The organism is Micromonospora sp. NPDC049044 (assembly GCF_040649215.1).
Taxonomy (GTDB): domain Bacteria; phylum Actinomycetota; class Actinomycetes; order Mycobacteriales; family Micromonosporaceae; genus Micromonospora.
Map to the genome: position 1 here is coordinate 59,744 of NZ_JBEZFA010000017.1, position 15,176 is coordinate 74,919.

The window sequence follows — 15,176 nt, forward strand, 5'->3', positions numbered from 1 at the left end:
GACCGGGTCGTGACGTACCGTCGAGCGATGGCGATGATCGCGCAGCTCTCGCTGGGAGTGTCCGAGCCGGAACGGGCCGCGGCGTTCTGGGCCGGTGCCCTCGGCTACCGCCGCCGCCCGCCCCGGCATCCCGGCGACGAATGGATCGTGCTGGAACCGCCGCCCGGGGCGCCGGGCGCGCCCATCGCGATGGACCTCAGCGCGAGCCCGGTCGAGGAGTTCCCCCGGGTCCACCTCGACCTGGACGCCGGCGAGCGCACCCTCGACGAGGAGGTCGACCGGCTGCTCGCACTCGGTGCCCAACCGGTGGACTGGGCGCACTACCCCACCGACCCGCTGCCCACCGAACCGCCGTACGTGGTGCTCGCCGACCCGGAGGGCAACCGGTTCTGCGTCTCGGGCCGCCGCGAACCGCCTTCGCGCTGACGCCGGTGGCCGAGCGGGACCGTGACGGTGCACCGCCCGCCGTCGCGCTCCACCGAACTGGGCCGGTCCAGCCGCCGCAGCGTCCGCAACATCGGGTCGTTGTCGGCTTGGACGTGCAGCACCAGCGCCGCGTACCCGGCGCGGTCGGCATGCTGGGCCAACCGGCGCAGCAGCGATGAGCCGAGCCCCCGCCGCTGCCAGTCGTCGCGCACCAGCAGCGCCACCTCGGCCTCGTCGCCCTCGCCGAGCAGGTTCGCCAGGGCGACCACCGACTCCGCCTCACCGTCGGCGCCCGTGGCCGTGGCCACCAGGGTCAGCCCTCGACTCGGCTCCAGCAGCCGACGCAGCCGGTCCGGCTGCGGCAACGCCGCCCCGCCCAGGTAACGCCGGTGCCGGCTGCGCGGCGAGCACGCCTCGTGCAGCTCCACGACGCCGGACAGATCGTCCGCGCAGGCGGGCCGCACGGCAACCTCGGCACCGTCGGACAACACCAGGGTGATCTGCTCAGCGGCCCGACGGACCACTGTGGCGGCCAGCTCGACCAGGGCCTGCGCCCGGGCGTACTCCGCAGGGGTGAACGCGGGCGCGGCCCGGCGCAGCGCGAACGAGCCGCCCGCCGGGTCCGCCAGCGACATGCTCGTGCCGATGATCCCCCGGTCGACGCCGACCGACGCCGGCCGCCAGCTGACGTCGTCGGCGGCCAACAGGGTCCGCAGCGCCTCACCCGTCGCGTCCGGGTCCCGCACCAGCCGGTTGGCCAGTCCGAGCACCCGGGTGGGCTGGTCGGCCAGGCCGCGCGCCTCGCTGCGCGCCACCCAGCAGTCCCGGCCCCGCCCTCGCTCGACGGCGGCGATCAGGCCCGCCTCGTCGAGCGCGTCCGGCGCGTCGACCAGGAAGTCGTCCACCGCACCCTGCTCGGTGGGCTGCACCTGCACGGTGAGGATGTTGACCCCACGCAGGGCGAGGCTGGCCGTGAGCACCGACAGGTAACCCGGCCGGTCGTCCACCGTCGCTCGGATCCGCCACAACGTCATGGTTGGCTCCTTCCCCGCGTACCACAGTCGTCCCCCGCTGTTGCCGCCCGATTGCCCGGCGGTGACGGGTTGCGCTCAGGAGGCCGACCCCGCGCGGCGGGTCACCGGTTCCGCCGCTACGCGAAACGGCCGCGGTAGCCGATGGGGCCCTCCCCGACCCGCTGGTAGGTGCCCAGGAACCCGCCGCCGCCGAAGGCGACAGTGCCGTTGTTGCCGCGCAGGTCCCGCCAGGCCAACCGGGTGATCGGGCAGCCGCGCACCTCCACCGCGATGAGCAGGTCACCCGAGCGGTGCCAGCCACCGGCCCAGCCCTCCTCGGTCTCGAAGTGCCACGTCTCCTCGGCGACGGTGCCGCGCCCGGTCAGCCGGCCGCGGAACTCCATCGGCTCTCCACCCGGCTGCCGCCGCCAGCCGTAGAAGGCCCGCTGTTGCTTCTCGAACGTGATCGCGTACTCGGCGCCGGACGTGTCGGCCCACGCCACCTGGTCGAGGACGGACTGCTCGCCCCGACCGACGAAGATGACGATCTCGCCGGCGTCGCTCGCGTACCGCAGCACCGGCTCGGCGACCGCCTGCCGGACGAGGGCCAGGCCCGCCTGGTCGTGCGCGTACATCGGGTCGACAGTGACCCGGTAGAGCCACAGCATGCTGCGGGCGTCGACACCGCTCGCGATCCGCATCGTGTTCCAGCCGGGCACCAACTCCTCGGCCGGGACCGCGAAGACCAGCCGTTGCGGAAGCCCACCGCCGTTCGGGACGCGGAGCTCGTCGGCCAGCGGCCGGCCGTTGAGGGTGACGGTGAGCGGGGCGTACCCGGGGCCTCCGGCCAGCATCGACACGAGCGCCACAAGGGTGACGCAGGCCTCCCGGACCACTGCCGGGTCGGGCACGTCGAACTCGAACTCGACAGACCCGCCGGCGTTGATCGCCAGATGGTCGTCCGCCGCCGAGGACCGGTGCACGCCGGTGATCTCGACGTTGCCGAGGCGGGGCGGCTCGGTGCCGAAGTCCGCGTAGGTGGGTGCCATCTGGTTCCCCGGCCGCCGCCGGGGCACCGGCTTCGGCAGCTTGGCGTCCGCCTGGTCGCCCCACGACGCACCGGACGGGACGCGGCCGCCGCTGCCGGCGGTCTCCGCGCGATATCCACCAGTGGAGATGTCCATCCGAGGAGACTAGATCAACAAGTCCGGCCCCCGCGGCCCGCCGGTCGCCGGGTGGCGCCTCAGGGATTGGCGCTGACCGGCGGCGCGCCCACCAGGTCCAGCCGATCGCCGAGGATCACCGCACTGGCCCGCACCAGCTGGGTGAGCCGGTCGACCTCGGTGCTGTGGAAGTTGGCGGCGCAGAGGGTGTCGCTGTACTCCCGGGCCACCACCAGCACCAGGCCGGCCCGGCCGAACGGCGCTATCGCGTGGTGGGTGCCGTCGGGCGTGGTCATCGACCGGCCGCGCAACGGGGTCACCTCCGGCAACCGCAGGGGCGCAGGGGTACGCCAGCTCGCGTGCCCCACCGTCGCCCCGCCGCCTCCGGTCCGCGAGGCCCAGTCGACAGGCACCACGGCGGCGACGGCCCAGTCGGCCGCCAGCAGCCCGGGCACGGCGTCGACAAGGGTGGCCAGCCCGTCGGCGGGGTTGGCCGCGACCTGGGCCAGCAGCTCCGCGTCCTGGCCGGTGGTGGTGGGCGCGCCGATCGCCCGCCACACGCCGTCCACCCGCACGCCCGGAATCGCCGCGAGGCCAGCCAGCAGCCGTTCCACCCGGGCCGCGCCCGGCCAGACCACTGTGAAGTCGTCCACCGCGCGCCCGCCGAGTCGTTCGAGGACCACCACCTGGACGATGTCCGCGCCGGAGACGCCCAGGGTGCGGGCGACCTGGCCGAGCGTGCCCGGACGATCCGGCAGGGTGACCCGAACTCGCAGCAACATGTCTGTCCCTCCGCTCGGCGGGCCGGCCGAAGGACGGCCGGCAGGCTGGACCCAGCCTGGTCGTTGACCATTTCGTCCCTGTTGCAGGGCCATGTCCCGAGCGGAAAATCTGACCTTGACAACATGAACGGGCTGCCATCAACTAGTCGGATGAGCGATCCGGCCGTCGATGCGTCCCGGCCGGAGGCCGATCCCACCTCCCCCGCCGGGTTGGCCCTGGACCGACTCCACGACCATCTGGCGGAGCACCGCCCCGAGCTGGCCGCCGGACCGCTGCGGGCCCACCTGATCGCGGGCGGCAAGTCCAACCTCACCTACCTGCTGCACCTCGGCGACCGCGAGGTCGTACTGCGCCGTCCCCCGCTCGGACACGTGCTGGCGACCGCGCACGACATGGCCCGCGAGTTCCGGGTCATCTCGGCGCTCGCGCCGACCGCGGTGCCGGTCCCGGGCGCGCTGCTGCTCTGCACCGACCCGGACGTGATCGGCGCACCGTTCTACCTGATGGAGCGGATGCCCGGCGAGGTGTTCCGCACCCGCGCGCAGACCGACCCGCTGGGCGACGAGAGCCGCAGGGCCCTCGCCCTGGCGATGATGGACACCCTCGCCGCGCTGCACACCGTCGAGCCCGCCGCCGTCGGGCTGAGCGACTTCGGCCGCCCGGAGGGCTACCTGGCCCGGCAGGTCCGCCGCTGGGCCGGGCAGCTCGACCGCTCGCGCAGCCGGGAGCTGCCCGGCATCGACGAGCTGCGGGACCTGCTCGCGGCGACCGCCCCGGAGGGCGCGAACACCGGCCGGATCGTGCACGGCGACTACCGACTGGACAATCTCCTCGCCTCGGCCGACCCGGCGACAGTGCACGCGGTGCTCGACTGGGAGATGGCGACCCTCGGCGACCCCCTCGCCGACCTGGGGCTGCTGCTGACGTACTGGGACGTGCTGGGCGGCAACGAGACCGCCGAGGGCAACCCGGTCGCCGACGGGCTCGGGCCGCGCGCCGGCTTCCCCACCGGCGCCGAGCTGATCGAGCGGTACGCCGGGCGCAGCGACGTGGACGTCGGGCCGCTGCACTGGCACGTGGCGCTGGGCTGTTTCAAGCTGGCTGTCATCTGCGAGGGCATCCACTACCGGCACACGCTCGGGCAGACGCTCGGCGAGGGCTTCGACCGGATCGGCGAGATGGTGGCACCGCTGGTCGCGCACGGGCTGACCGCCGCCAGGGAGCGGTGATGGACTTTTCATACGACGCCCGGACCGAGGAGCTGCGCGACGAGCTGACCCGGTTCCTGACCGAGCACGTCTACCCGGCCGAGGCGGTGCACGCCGAGCAGGTGGCCGCCGGTGACCCGTGGTCGCGTACCCCGGTGCTGGCCGAGCTGAAGGCGGAGGCCCGCAAGCGCGGCCTGTGGAACCTGTTCCTCCCCGACCCGCGCTACGGTGCCGGCCTGACCAACCTGCAGTACGCCCCGCTGGCCGAGCTGACCGGACGCAGCCCGCACCTGGCCCCGGAGGCGGTCAACTGCGCGGCACCGGACACCGGCAACATGGAGCTGCTTGCCGAGTTCGGCTCGGAAGCGCAGCAGCAACGCTGGCTGATGCCCCTGCTGGAGGGTGAGATCCGCTCCGCGTTCTGCATGACCGAGCCGGACGTCGCCTCCTCCGACGCCACGAACATCGCCACCCGGATCACCCGTGACGGCGACGAGTACGTGATCAACGGCCGCAAGTGGTGGTCGTCGGGTGCGATGGACCCGCGCTGCGAGATCTTCATCGTGATGGGCAAGACCGACCCGTCGGCCGACCGGCACCGCCAGCAGAGCATGGTGTTGGTCCCCCGGGACACCCCCGGGGTGCACGTCCGCCGTGGCATGACCGTCTTCGGCTACACCGACGGCTCGCACGGCGGGCACGCCGAGATCGACTTCACCGACGTCCGGGTGCCCGCGGAGAACCTGATCGGGGCCGAGGGCACCGGCTTCGCCATCGCCCAGGCCCGGCTCGGTCCCGGCCGGATCCACCACTGCATGCGGTTGATCGGGATGGCCGAGCGGGCATTGGAACTGCTCTGCAAGCGGGCGCTCGACCGGATCGCGTTCGGTAGGCCCCTCGCCGAGCAGGGCGTGGTCCGGGAGTGGATCGCCGAGTCGCGGGTGCGTATCGAGCAGGCCCGACTGCTGGTGCTCAAGACGGCCTGGCTGATGGACACCGTCGGCAACAAGGGCGCCCACACCGAGATCCAGGCCATCAAGATCGGCACCCCGGCGATGGCGGAGTGGGTGATCGACAAGGCCATCCAGGGGTACGGCGGCGCCGGCGTCAGCCAGGACACCCCACTTGCCGCCCTCTGGGCGCAGACCCGCACCCTACGGCTGGCCGACGGCCCCGACGAGGTCCACCGCAACTCCCTGGCCAAACGCGAACTCCGCCGCTGGGCTCCGCCCCCCGCCTGACCACCCCCACCCCGCGCTGCGCACGCCCAACCACCCCGCCCCGCCCCGCGCTGTGCGTCGTAGGCCGCGCACTGCCCCCGCGGGCTCCGTCGTGCGACTCCGCAGCCGGCGCCGTGCGCCGCGGACCACGCAAGATCGCGCAACTTCCTGAATGTAGTGGCCTCCTTCCGCACGGATGACCACTTCATCCAGGATCGAGCGCGATCATGAACGCTGCGGGAGAGGCACGGCGCGTGCCCAGGCACGGCGTGCTTGAGGCGGGTGGGGTGCCAGGCGCTTGAGGCAGCCGGGGTGGGGAGTGGGTCAGGCGGAGGCGCGGTGGACCAGTTGGGTGTCCAGGAGGATGTGGGTGGCCGGGAGGTCCTCGCCGCGGATCCGGGCGACAAGCAGGCGGGCCATTTGTCGGCCCATCTCCTCCACCGGTTGGAAGACGGTGGTCAGCGGCGGGTCCGCCCGCAGGGCGATCGTCGCGTCGTCGAAGCCGATCACCGCGACGTCCTGCGGCACCCGCCGGCCGGCCTCCCGCAGCGTCCGCAGCGCACCGAACGCCATCAGGTCGGACGCGACGAAGACCGCGTCCAGGTCCGGGCAGACGTCCAACAGTCGCCGCATGGCGCTCGCACCGCTGCCCTCGCTGAAATCCCCGTACGCGATCAGGTCGGGGTTGACGCCGGCCCCGGTGGCCTTCACCGCCTCGGTGTAGCCGGCCAGGCGGGCCAGGCCCACGCCCATGTCCTGGGTGCCGGCGATGGTGGCGATGCGCCGACGTCCCAGCCCGGCCAGGTACTCGACCGCCTGCCGGGCCCCGCCAACGTTGTCCACGTCGACGAACCAGGCTGGCTGGGCGCCCGGTTGCAGCATCCGGGCGGGCCGACCACCGAGCACCGCGGGCAGGCCGCGCTCTTCCAGCAGCGTCGGCAGCGGGTCGGAGTCGTGCAGCGACAGCAGCAGCACGCCGTCGACGTGTTGGTTGGTCAGGTGGTGCTCGACCCGTTCCCGCTCCACCGGCGACTGCGCCATGGCCAGCCAGAGCTGCATCGGCGTCTCCAGCAGACCGGAGCTGATCCCCCGGACGATCGCGGCGAAGAACGGCTCGGTGAAGACCCGCTCACCGGACTCGGACACCACGAGCGCGACGGAGTCGGTCCGCTGGGTGACGAGTGCCCGGGCCGCCCGGTTCGGCACGTACCCCAGCTCGGCGATGGCCTGTTGGACCGCGGCCCGGGCCTCCGGGCTGACCTGCGGCGAGCCGTTGACCACCCGGGAGACCGTGCCCCGACCGACGCCGGCGCGCGCCGCGACCGCATCGAGGGTCGGGCGCCCGAGCGATCGGGTGCGCTGCGTTGTCATCGTCTGCTCCTCCGACGGCGGGCGGACCCGGCGCCACCTGCGAGAGGTGGACGCCGGGACCGTCCTGGTGGCTGGCCCGAGCCTATTGTGCGGCCAGACCGTTGCGCCGGATCACCGAGGCGTACCACTTGGCGCTGGACTTGGGGATGCGGATCTGGCTGTCGTAGTCGACGTGGATCATGCCGAACCGCTTGGTGTAACCCCAGGCCCATTCGAAATTATCCATCAACGACCAGGCAAAGTATCCCCGTAGGGGCACTCCGGCGTTGATCGCGTCGTGCGCGGCGCGCAGGTGGGCGTCGAAGAAGGCCAGCCGGTCGACGTCGTCGACCTGCCCGTCGACCACCGAGTCGACGAACGCGGACCCGTTCTCGGTGACGTACAACGGCAGGTCGGTGTACTCGTGCACCCGACGCAGCGTCTCGGTCAGGCCCGGGGCGTCGATCTCCCAGCCCATGTCGGTCACCGGGACGCCACGGGTGACGAACCGGACGTCCTCGCTGCCCGGCCAGCACGAGGGAGCCGGGTCGGCCGGCGCGTCCTCGGTCGCCGCGGCGACCACGTGCCGGCTGTAGTAGTTGACCCCGACCAGGTCCAGCGGCGTGGCGATGGTAGCCAGGTCGCCGTCCTGCACGTGGCTGAAATCGGTCACCGTAGCGAGGTCGGCCACCAGATCCTCCGGGTACGACCCGCGCAGCAGCGGGTCGAGGAAGAACCGGTTGGCCAACCCGTCGATCCGCCGGGCGGCGTCCACGTCAGCCGGGGCGTCGCTGGCCGGGTCGACCGGGTAGAGGTTGACCGTCACGCCCACCTCGGCGGTCGGCCGGGAGGCCCGCAACGCCTGCACGGCCAGGCCGTGACCGAGCATCAGGTGGTGCCCGGCACGAACCGCGTCCGCACCGTCGGTGCGGCCGGGGGCGTGCACACCGGCGCCGTAGCCGAGGAACGCCGAGCACCACGGCTCGTTCAGCGTGGTCCAGTAGCGCACCCGGTCACCGAGCGCGTCGGCCACCAGGGTGGTGTAGTCGGCGAAGCGGGCAGCGGTGTCCCGGGCCGGCCAACCGCCGGCGTCCTCGAGCGGCTGCGGCAGGTCCCAGTGGTAGAGGGTCAGCCACGGCTCGATGCCGTTGGCCAGCAGCTCGTCGACCAGGCGCCGGTAGAAGTCCAACCCCTGCGGGTTGGCCGCGCCGGTGCCGCCGGGCTGCACCCGGGACCAGGAGACCGAGAAACGGTACGACTTCAGGCCCAGCTCGGCCATCAGCGCGACGTCGCCACCGAGCCGGTGGTAGTGGTCGCAGGCGACGTCGCCGGTGTGCCCGGCGACGACCCGACCGTCGGTGTGGCTGAAGGTGTCCCAGATCGACGGGGTCCGGCCGTCTTCGGCCGCTGCCCCCTCGATCTGGTACGCCGCGGTCGCGGCCCCCCACAGGAATCCGGGTGGGAAGGTCAGCCCGGGGCGCTCGTCGAGGACGTCGACGGCGGGTGGGCTGGCGGGGTTGCTCACGACTTGACGGCACCTTCCATGATCCCGCCGATGATCTGGCGGCCGAACACGAGGAAAACGATCACCAGGGGGATGGTCCCGATCGCCGTGGCGGCGAACACCTGGGAATAGTCGGTGTAGTAGGCGTACGAGAGGAAGGAGAGCGAGACCTGCAGGGTCGGGTTCTCCGGGGTGAGGATGGCGTACGGCCAGAGGAACGAGTTCCAGGTCTCCATGAAGGTCAGCAGACCGAGAACGCCGGCGGCGGGGCGCAGCGCGGGCAGCACGATGTTCCAGTAGATCCGGAACGTGCTGGCCCCGTCGACCCGACCGGCCTCGATCAGCTCGTCGGAGATCGCCTGGCTGGCGTACTGCCGCATCATGAACACGCCGAAGGCGGTGACCAGGAACGGCACGGTGACCGCGTAGAGGGTGTCGTACCACCCCAGATTCTGCATCATGCCCCAGAGCGGGATGAGCCCCAGCTGGGTCGGGATCATCATGGTGACGATGATCGCCAGCAGCAGGACGTTGCTGCCCCGGAACCGCAGTTTGGCGAAGGCGAACCCGGCCAGCGAGCCGGTGAGCACCACCGACAGGGTGACCACCGAGGAGACGATGATCGAGTTCAGCATGCCGGTGAGGAAGTTCGCGGCGTCGTTGTCGAGCACCCGCCCGAAGTTGTCACCGAACGCCCCGCCGGGCGTCAGCGGCGGCGGCACGTCGTTGATGTTGTCCAGGCTGCGGGTGCCGATCACGATCATGTAATAGAACGGGTAGATCGAGAGCAGTGCCGCGAGGACGAGCGCCACGTAGGTCAGCGGGCTGGTGCGCCACAGGCGCTGGGAAGCCGAGATCATCGATCTCTCCTCACTTCGCCGAGCGGCGGACGAGTAGGAAGTTGAACAGCGACACCACGATGATGATCATGAAGATCGCCCAGGCGACCGCGGCTCCGTAGCCAGCGGTGCTGAGGTTCGAGATGCCCATCTCGTACATGTACATGGCAAGCGTCTGGAACTCCCGCTGGTTGCCGCCGATGATGCTGCCGTTGCCGAAGAGCAGGGGCTCGGTGAAGAGCTGCATCCCGCCGATCGTGGACAGGATGACCACGAAGACGAAGGTGGGCTTGAGCATCGGCAGGGTGATCTGCCAGAACTGCCGCCACTGGCTGGCGCCGTCGATCGCCGCGGCCTCGTAGAGGTCCTTCGGAATGGCCTGCATGCCGGCGAGCAGGATCAGGGTGTTGTACCCGGTCCACCGCCAGTTGACCATCGTGGAGATGGCGAACCAGGAACTCCACCGCTGCCCGTCCCAGTCGACCGGGTCGACACCGACCAGGCTGAGCAGCCAGTTGAACAGACCGAACTCCCGCTGGAACAGCATTCCGAAGACGATCGCGACCGCGGCCACCGACACCACGTTCGGCATGAAGATGGCCATCCGGAAGAAGGTCTTACCGCGCAGGAGGGTCCGGTTGAGCAGGTTCGCCAGGAACAGGGCGAGCAGCAACTGCGGGATGGTCGACAGGGCGAAGATGCCGAACGTGTTGACCAGCGCGTTCCAGAAGTACTCGTCGGAGAACAGCCGGGTGTAGTTGTCGAAGCCGATGAACGAGTGGTCGCCGATCATGTCCCAGTCGTGCAGCGACATCCAGGCGGTACGCGCCATCGGGTACAGCCCGAACACGCCGAAGATCACGAAGAACGGGGCGATGTAGAGGTACGGCGAGTACTTGACATCGAGGCGGTTGAATAGCCTTGCCCGGCTACGTCGGGAAGAGACGTCGGGAGAAGGCGGTGCTGCTGGCGACGGCGGTGCCGTCGTGGCCGACAGGCTCATGCGAATTTCCTTTTCCGGCGAGGCCCGGGGGCCCTCGCGCAGGGCGCTACGCGGAGGGGACCGGCCGGTGGCGTCCGGGAACCCCCGAACGCCACCGGCAGGGAATCACTCAGAAGGCACCCTGAGTCTTTGCGTCCTTCGTGAACTGCTCCCAGGCCTTCGCCTTGTCGGCCCGCCCGTTCTCGAACGCCCGCAGGGCCGGCTCGAGCGCGTTCTCCTTGATCGCCTGGTGCTTCGGGCCCAGGTGGGTCGGCTGGATCTTGGCAACGCTCTCACCGAAGATCTTGCCGGTCGGCGCACCGCTGAAGTACTCGTTGGTGTAGCCGGTGAACGCCTCGTTCTTCAGCGCCTCCAGGTTGGTGGGCAGCGGGCCCTTGGCCTTGAAGGCCTCCACCTGGCTCTTGGCGTTGGTCAGGTACTCGGCGAGCTTCGCCGCCTCCTTCGGGTACTTGCTCTGCTCCGGAACCGCGAGCCACGAGCCGCCCCAGTTACCGCCGCCACCCGGCACGGCCGCGACATCCCACTTGCCCTTGTTGGCCGGGCCAGAGTTCTCCGAGACGATGCCGAGCATCCAGGACGGGCAGAAGGTCGCCGCGAAGGTGCCCTGCTTGAAGCCGCCCGACCACTCCGGCGACCAGGTCTGCGCCTTGGCGGAGATGTCCGCCATCGAGGTGGCGGTCTCCCAGGCGTTCTTCACCGCGGGGCTGGTGTCCGCGATGATGTTGTTCTCCTTGTCGTAGAACAGATCACCGCTGCCCTGGAACATGACGCCGTTGGAGACGGCGGTGATCGAGTCGACGAACGCCTTGCCGGTGGCCTGCTTGTACTTCAGACCGGCGTCGTGGAAGCCCTTCCAGTCCGGCCAGAGCGCCGACACCTGGTCGCGCTCGGTGGGCAGGCCGGCGGCCTGGAACAGGTCCTTGCGGTAGCAGACGGCGAGGCTGCCGACGTCGGTCGGCAGGCCGACCAGCCGGCCGTCCTGCGACTTGCCCAACTCCCACTTCCAGGGCAGGTACTCCTTGGAGTGGTCCGCGATCAGCGGGTTGAGGTCGGTCCAGTTGCGCGGGTTGGTCTTGAACTCGTTGAGGATGCCCTCTTCCAGGGCGGTAACGTCCGCCGCACCCTTGCCGGTGGCCAGGTAGCGGACCAGCTTCGGCCGGTACTCGGCGAGCTGCGCGGTCTTGCGCAGCTCGACCTTGATGCCGGTGTCCTTCTCGTACTGCTTGACGAGCTCTTCGTAACCGAACTCGCCGAACGTGTCGACGACCAGCTTGGCCGGCTTCTCGCCGGCCGCCGGCTTGTCGTCGTCGTTGCCACAGGCTGCGAGACCGCTGACCGCGGTGATCGCGGCCAGGGCAGCGACCGCCAGGCGGGTACGCCGCGTGGTGACACTCATTCGCTGACCCCTCTTTTCGGTGGTGAGGCTGATGTGTGTGGTGGGGGGTGTGCTCATCGCGCCACGCCAGGGTGAGTGAGTGACCGATGCCACCTCCGGGAGCGCTCCCATGAGATTGCCGACAGGTAACGGGGGTGTCAATAGGACGTTGGGAGCGTTCCCAGATCGTTACCGCCCAGCTAGCCCGGATTCTCTACCACAAATGGCCACCCCGCCGCCCCCCGCCGCACACCATCGGTGATCAACAGATTCCGGTCCGGAATCGCGCTGCCGCCGCGATTCTGGGAGACAACCCCGAATGGTGGGCTAGGAAAAGCGGCGCAGCAGGGTGGTGGCGCGGTCGGGGTCGAAGCGGGACGGGTCGAAGGTGTCGCCCACCCAGTCGCGCAGCGCCGCCTGCCGGGGATCTACCGGGCCGGCCGGGTCGCCCTCGTCCGCCAACGCGACAAGGAGTGCCTGGTAGCCCGACGGCCCGCCGACACCCTCCGGTGGGCAGGCCCGTTCGCCGTCCAGGCAGACCGGATACCGCTCGTCGGGATCCGCTGTCACCGCGTCCTCCACGACCAGGTCGTGCTCCCACCAGTCGCCGAAGTCGTAGGTGTAGGAGAACCGGCTGCCCTTGCCGAGGACCGCGTCCAGCCGAACGTCCAGCTCGTCGTGCACCGCCAACTCGCCGTCCGGGTCGGGCTCGCCGTACTGCACGGCGTCGATCTCGAACGAGTGCAGGCGACAGTCCCGCCAACCCATGGCGTGCTGCACCACCCGGTGCAGCCGGTCGAGCGTGTAGCCGGCCGGCACGAGCACCTGCCGCCACACCGCCGGACGGACGCCGGCGAGGGACATCTTCAGCTGGAAGATCTGACGCGGCATGCTGTCCTGTCCTCCCGCGGCTTAGGCTGCGAGCATGATCTGCCGAGCGTGCCGGGCCCGGCGACACGACGACTGCCCGGGCCGGAACTGGTGCGACTGCCAGCACCGTACCGCCGAACCGACCCCGCCCGTCACCGGTCCGGCCGGCGAATGACCGTCGGAATTCCGATCCGGCGGCTCTGGCCCGAGCCGTCGACCCAGCCGCTCGACGACACCGCGCTCACCGCCCTCTACGGCCGCGCGGACGAACCCCGACTGCGTGTCAACTTCGTCAGCAGCCTGGACGGCGCGGTCACCGTGGACGGCTACTCGGCCGGGCTCTCCGGCGAGCCGGACAAGCGGGTGTTCGGCGTACTCCGGATGGTCTGTGACGCGCTTGTGGTGGCCGCCGGCACACTTCGCCACGAGGACTACCGGGCGGTCCGCCTGAACGAACGCCGCCGCGCCTGGCGTCGCGACTGCGGCCTGGTCGAATACCCCACGCTCGTGGTCGTCTCCGGCTCGCTCGACCTGGATCCGGCGCAGGCCGCCTTCGCCGACGCACCGACCCGGCCGATCGTGCTCACCCACGCCGACGCCGAGCCACCACCCGGCCTGACCGACGTGGCCGACCTGCTGCGCTGCGGCACCGACCGGGTCGACCTGGCCGCCGGCCTCGCCGAACTGCACCGACGCGGGCTCACCCAACTGCTCTGCGAGGGCGGCCCGCACCTGTTCGGCGCGCTCACCGCCGCCGACCTGGTCGACGAGCTGTGCCTGACCATCGCGCCACTGCTCGCCGGCCCCGGCCCCGGCCGGATCACCGCCGGCGACGCCGCCCCGCCCCGCCAGTTGCCGCTGCGGCACGTGCTGGCCGCCGAGGACGGTGTCCTCCTGCTCCGCCACGCCCGCCGCTGAGAGCTATCCGCCGAGCGTCCGGCTGTGGCGCGCGGGTCGGGGCTCAGTCGCTGAGCACCGCGCCGGGTGCCCACGGTATCCGGTAGCGCCCGCCGTCCGCGGTGCCCACCCACACCTGCACCCCGTCGTACGGATCGGCGGCGACCACCTCCACCACCGCGCCGCGCGGGGCCGGGCCGAGCGGGTGCGGCACGCCGTCGGCCACGACCTCGACGGTACGCCCCGGCGGCGCCTGGACCAGCACGTAGAGCCGGCCGCCGGAGCGCCGGGCCACTGCCACGCCCAGCCCGCTGCCGGTGGCTCGGACGGCAGCGCAGACCGCGTCGCCGTCGATGCACGCCAGGTCGTACGAGAGGTAGTCGGCCGCCCGGCGTGGACGGCCCTCGTCCGGGGCGATCCACACCTCGACCGCCTGTCCCCCGATCGCCCGCTCCTCGGCGCGCGGATCTCGTTCGACAAGGACGAGCGTCTCCGTCCCGGCCCGGCCGACGGCGACCACCTGCGCCGGTGTCACCGCTCGACCGTCGGGTCCGGTGATCCCGGCCGGGACGTCGGCAGCCGCGCTGGGCTCGTTGCCCCCGACGGCGCTGCCGCCATCGCGACCGAGCGGGTCCAGTTGCGGGAGCAGCAGTGCCCCGGCAGCGAGCACCGTGGCCGCGGCAGCACCGGACAACAGCAGGTGCCGGCGTCGACGCGCCCGGCTGCCGGCGACGACACGGCGGGCGAGACCCGAGGGCAGTTCGACGGACGCGACAGCCCGGTCGAGCAGCTGAGCCAGGTCGTGATCACGCATGGTTGTGCTCCGGGAGGTCGAGGTCGAGTGGGGTGACACCGGCAGCTTCCAGTCGGACCCGCAGGCGGTGCAGACCACGGGAGGCCTGGCTCTTCACCGAGCCCGCGGAGCAGTCCAACTCGGCGGCCGCCTCCGCCTCGGACAGGCCGAGCCAGTACCGCAACACCACCACCGCCCGCATCCGTGGCGGAAGCTCCCGCAACGCCGCCAGGAGCACCTCCCGGTCGTCGACCCGGGCCATCTCGTCCCGCCGGGCCGCCGCGTCCGGCAGGTGCGCGACCCGGCGTCGGCTCCACGGTGAACGCCACCGGCTGACCAGCCGGTTGGTCATGGCCCGGCGCAGATAGGCTTCCGGCTGCCGTTGTCGGACCGCGTGCCAGCGGGGGTACGCCTGCTCCAACACCTCCTGCAACAGATCCTCGGCATCGGCCCGCTGACCGGTGATCAGCACAGCGAAGCGGAGCAGGCGAGGGCCGCTCGTCGCGACGAAGGTGCCGAAGTCGTCATTCATTGGTGCTCCATACCTGAATAACGCGCCCGCCGACCGGGAGGTTGAGTCCCGGCGGGCGGCGGATCCCCGCAACCCGACCGGCTACCGCGTGCGCTCGGTCGCACACCGAGCGTCCCGAGTGCGCCGACGCAGGGTGTCGTCCGCCGCGTCGCGTGGCGACCTGTCGTACTCCTCGGGCAGGATGCACGTCATGCTTCCCG

The 15,176-nt window shown here is 71.3% G+C and carries 15 protein-coding genes; 4 read left to right on the plus strand and 11 right to left on the minus strand.

Translation table 11 applies throughout. The features are described from left to right. The first annotated feature begins 27 nt into the window (after window positions 1-27). Window positions 28-426 (plus strand): VOC family protein, encoded by a 399-nt coding sequence (locus tag AB0B85_RS16545; RefSeq protein WP_357408003.1) that lies wholly within the window; start codon window positions 28-30, stop codon window positions 424-426. Here AB0B85_RS16545 and AB0B85_RS16550 read toward each other — a convergent pair. From AB0B85_RS16550 to AB0B85_RS16560, 3 genes are all read right to left on the minus strand, one after another. After that, window positions 321-1,460 (minus strand): GNAT family N-acetyltransferase, encoded by a 1,140-nt coding sequence (locus AB0B85_RS16550; protein WP_357408005.1) that lies wholly within the window; start codon window positions 1,458-1,460, stop codon window positions 321-323. The two genes, AB0B85_RS16545 and AB0B85_RS16550, sit on opposite strands and share 106 nt — an antisense overlap. A 116-nt stretch (window positions 1,461-1,576) precedes the next feature. After that, window positions 1,577-2,623 carry a hypothetical protein gene (locus AB0B85_RS16555; RefSeq protein ID WP_357408007.1) on the minus strand — a complete coding sequence of 349 codons (1,047 nt, stop codon included), beginning with the start codon at window positions 2,621-2,623 and terminating at the stop codon, window positions 1,577-1,579. 59 nt (window positions 2,624-2,682) lie between these two features. Further along, a complete protein-coding gene (locus tag AB0B85_RS16560; protein WP_357408009.1) occupies window positions 2,683-3,384 on the minus strand; it encodes an amino acid-binding protein in 702 nt (233 codons plus the stop codon). A 150-nt stretch (window positions 3,385-3,534) separates the two neighbouring features. On the opposite strand from AB0B85_RS16560, the gene AB0B85_RS16565 reads away from it, so the two are divergent. Beyond that, window positions 3,535-4,614, plus strand: coding sequence for a phosphotransferase family protein (locus AB0B85_RS16565; RefSeq protein ID WP_357408011.1), 1,080 nt, complete (start codon window positions 3,535-3,537; stop codon window positions 4,612-4,614). Next, window positions 4,614-5,834 (plus strand): acyl-CoA dehydrogenase family protein, encoded by a 1,221-nt coding sequence (locus AB0B85_RS16570; RefSeq protein ID WP_357408013.1) that lies wholly within the window; start codon window positions 4,614-4,616, stop codon window positions 5,832-5,834. Before AB0B85_RS16565 ends, AB0B85_RS16570 begins: the two co-directional genes overlap by 1 nt. A gap of 303 nt (window positions 5,835-6,137) precedes the next feature. Here the strand turns inward: AB0B85_RS16570 and AB0B85_RS16575 are convergent, their stop codons facing one another. The 6 genes from AB0B85_RS16575 to AB0B85_RS16600 form a co-directional block, all read right to left on the minus strand. After that, complete coding sequence (locus tag AB0B85_RS16575; RefSeq protein ID WP_357408015.1) at window positions 6,138-7,184, minus strand: LacI family DNA-binding transcriptional regulator; 1,047 nt, start codon at window positions 7,182-7,184, stop codon at window positions 6,138-6,140. Window positions 7,185-7,266: 82 nt separating this feature from the next. Continuing rightward, window positions 7,267-8,688: a GH1 family beta-glucosidase gene (locus AB0B85_RS16580; protein ID WP_357408017.1), complete on the minus strand. Its 1,422-nt coding sequence runs from the start codon at window positions 8,686-8,688 to the stop codon at window positions 7,267-7,269. Further along, on the minus strand, window positions 8,685-9,527 hold the full coding sequence (locus tag AB0B85_RS16585) for a carbohydrate ABC transporter permease (protein WP_357408019.1): 843 nt from the start codon (window positions 9,525-9,527) through the stop codon (window positions 8,685-8,687). The genes AB0B85_RS16580 and AB0B85_RS16585 overlap by 4 nt, the downstream gene beginning before the upstream one ends. A gap of 10 nt (window positions 9,528-9,537) precedes the next feature. After that, entirely contained in the window at window positions 9,538-10,509 is a 972-nt protein-coding gene (locus AB0B85_RS16590; protein ID WP_357408022.1) for a sugar ABC transporter permease, read from the minus strand. Window positions 10,510-10,618: 109 nt separating this feature from the next. Continuing rightward, window positions 10,619-11,905 (minus strand): extracellular solute-binding protein, encoded by a 1,287-nt coding sequence (locus tag AB0B85_RS16595; RefSeq protein WP_357408024.1) that lies wholly within the window; start codon window positions 11,903-11,905, stop codon window positions 10,619-10,621. Window positions 11,906-12,211: 306 nt separating this feature from the next. Next, window positions 12,212-12,775: a plasmid pRiA4b ORF-3 family protein gene (locus tag AB0B85_RS16600; protein ID WP_357408026.1), complete on the minus strand. Its 564-nt coding sequence runs from the start codon at window positions 12,773-12,775 to the stop codon at window positions 12,212-12,214. Window positions 12,776-12,925: 150 nt separating this feature from the next. Between AB0B85_RS16600 and AB0B85_RS16605 the strand changes: the two genes are divergently transcribed. After that, entirely contained in the window at window positions 12,926-13,672 is a 747-nt protein-coding gene (locus tag AB0B85_RS16605; RefSeq protein ID WP_357408028.1) for a pyrimidine reductase family protein, read from the plus strand. Between the two features lie 43 nt (window positions 13,673-13,715). Here the strand turns inward: AB0B85_RS16605 and AB0B85_RS16610 are convergent, their stop codons facing one another. Both AB0B85_RS16610 and AB0B85_RS16615 read right to left on the minus strand, forming a co-directional pair. Continuing rightward, on the minus strand, window positions 13,716-14,465 hold the full coding sequence (locus AB0B85_RS16610; RefSeq protein ID WP_357408030.1) for a hypothetical protein: 750 nt from the start codon (window positions 14,463-14,465) through the stop codon (window positions 13,716-13,718). Further along, window positions 14,458-14,976, minus strand: coding sequence for a SigE family RNA polymerase sigma factor (locus AB0B85_RS16615; RefSeq protein ID WP_357408031.1), 519 nt, complete (start codon window positions 14,974-14,976; stop codon window positions 14,458-14,460). The genes AB0B85_RS16610 and AB0B85_RS16615 overlap by 8 nt, the downstream gene beginning before the upstream one ends. Between the last annotated feature and the right edge of the window lie 200 nt (window positions 14,977-15,176).

Bases quoted from the DNA above. Each gene is read 5' to 3' on its own strand.
- AB0B85_RS16600 (WP_357408026.1), bottom strand. From the start codon at position 12,775: ATGCCGCGTCAGATCTTCCAGCTGAAGATGTCCCTCGCCGGCGTCCGT.
- AB0B85_RS16560 (WP_357408009.1), bottom strand. From the start codon at position 3,384: ATGTTGCTGCGAGTTCGGGTCACCCTGCCGGATCGTCCGGGCACGCTC.
- AB0B85_RS16585 (WP_357408019.1), bottom strand. From the start codon at position 9,527: ATGATCTCGGCTTCCCAGCGCCTGTGGCGCACCAGCCCGCTGACCTAC.
- AB0B85_RS16610 (WP_357408030.1), bottom strand. From the start codon at position 14,465: ATGCGTGATCACGACCTGGCTCAGCTGCTCGACCGGGCTGTCGCGTCC.
- AB0B85_RS16595 (WP_357408024.1), bottom strand. From the start codon at position 11,905: ATGAGTGTCACCACGCGGCGTACCCGCCTGGCGGTCGCTGCCCTGGCC.
- AB0B85_RS16565 (WP_357408011.1), top strand. From the start codon at position 3,535: ATGAGCGATCCGGCCGTCGATGCGTCCCGGCCGGAGGCCGATCCCACC.
- AB0B85_RS16555 (WP_357408007.1), bottom strand. From the start codon at position 2,623: ATGGACATCTCCACTGGTGGATATCGCGCGGAGACCGCCGGCAGCGGC.
- AB0B85_RS16590 (WP_357408022.1), bottom strand. From the start codon at position 10,509: ATGAGCCTGTCGGCCACGACGGCACCGCCGTCGCCAGCAGCACCGCCT.
- AB0B85_RS16605 (WP_357408028.1), top strand. From the start codon at position 12,926: ATGACCGTCGGAATTCCGATCCGGCGGCTCTGGCCCGAGCCGTCGACC.
- AB0B85_RS16615 (WP_357408031.1), bottom strand. From the start codon at position 14,976: ATGAATGACGACTTCGGCACCTTCGTCGCGACGAGCGGCCCTCGCCTG.
- AB0B85_RS16550 (WP_357408005.1), bottom strand. From the start codon at position 1,460: ATGACGTTGTGGCGGATCCGAGCGACGGTGGACGACCGGCCGGGTTAC.
- AB0B85_RS16570 (WP_357408013.1), top strand. From the start codon at position 4,614: ATGGACTTTTCATACGACGCCCGGACCGAGGAGCTGCGCGACGAGCTG.
- AB0B85_RS16545 (WP_357408003.1), top strand. From the start codon at position 28: ATGGCGATGATCGCGCAGCTCTCGCTGGGAGTGTCCGAGCCGGAACGG.
- AB0B85_RS16575 (WP_357408015.1), bottom strand. From the start codon at position 7,184: ATGACAACGCAGCGCACCCGATCGCTCGGGCGCCCGACCCTCGATGCG.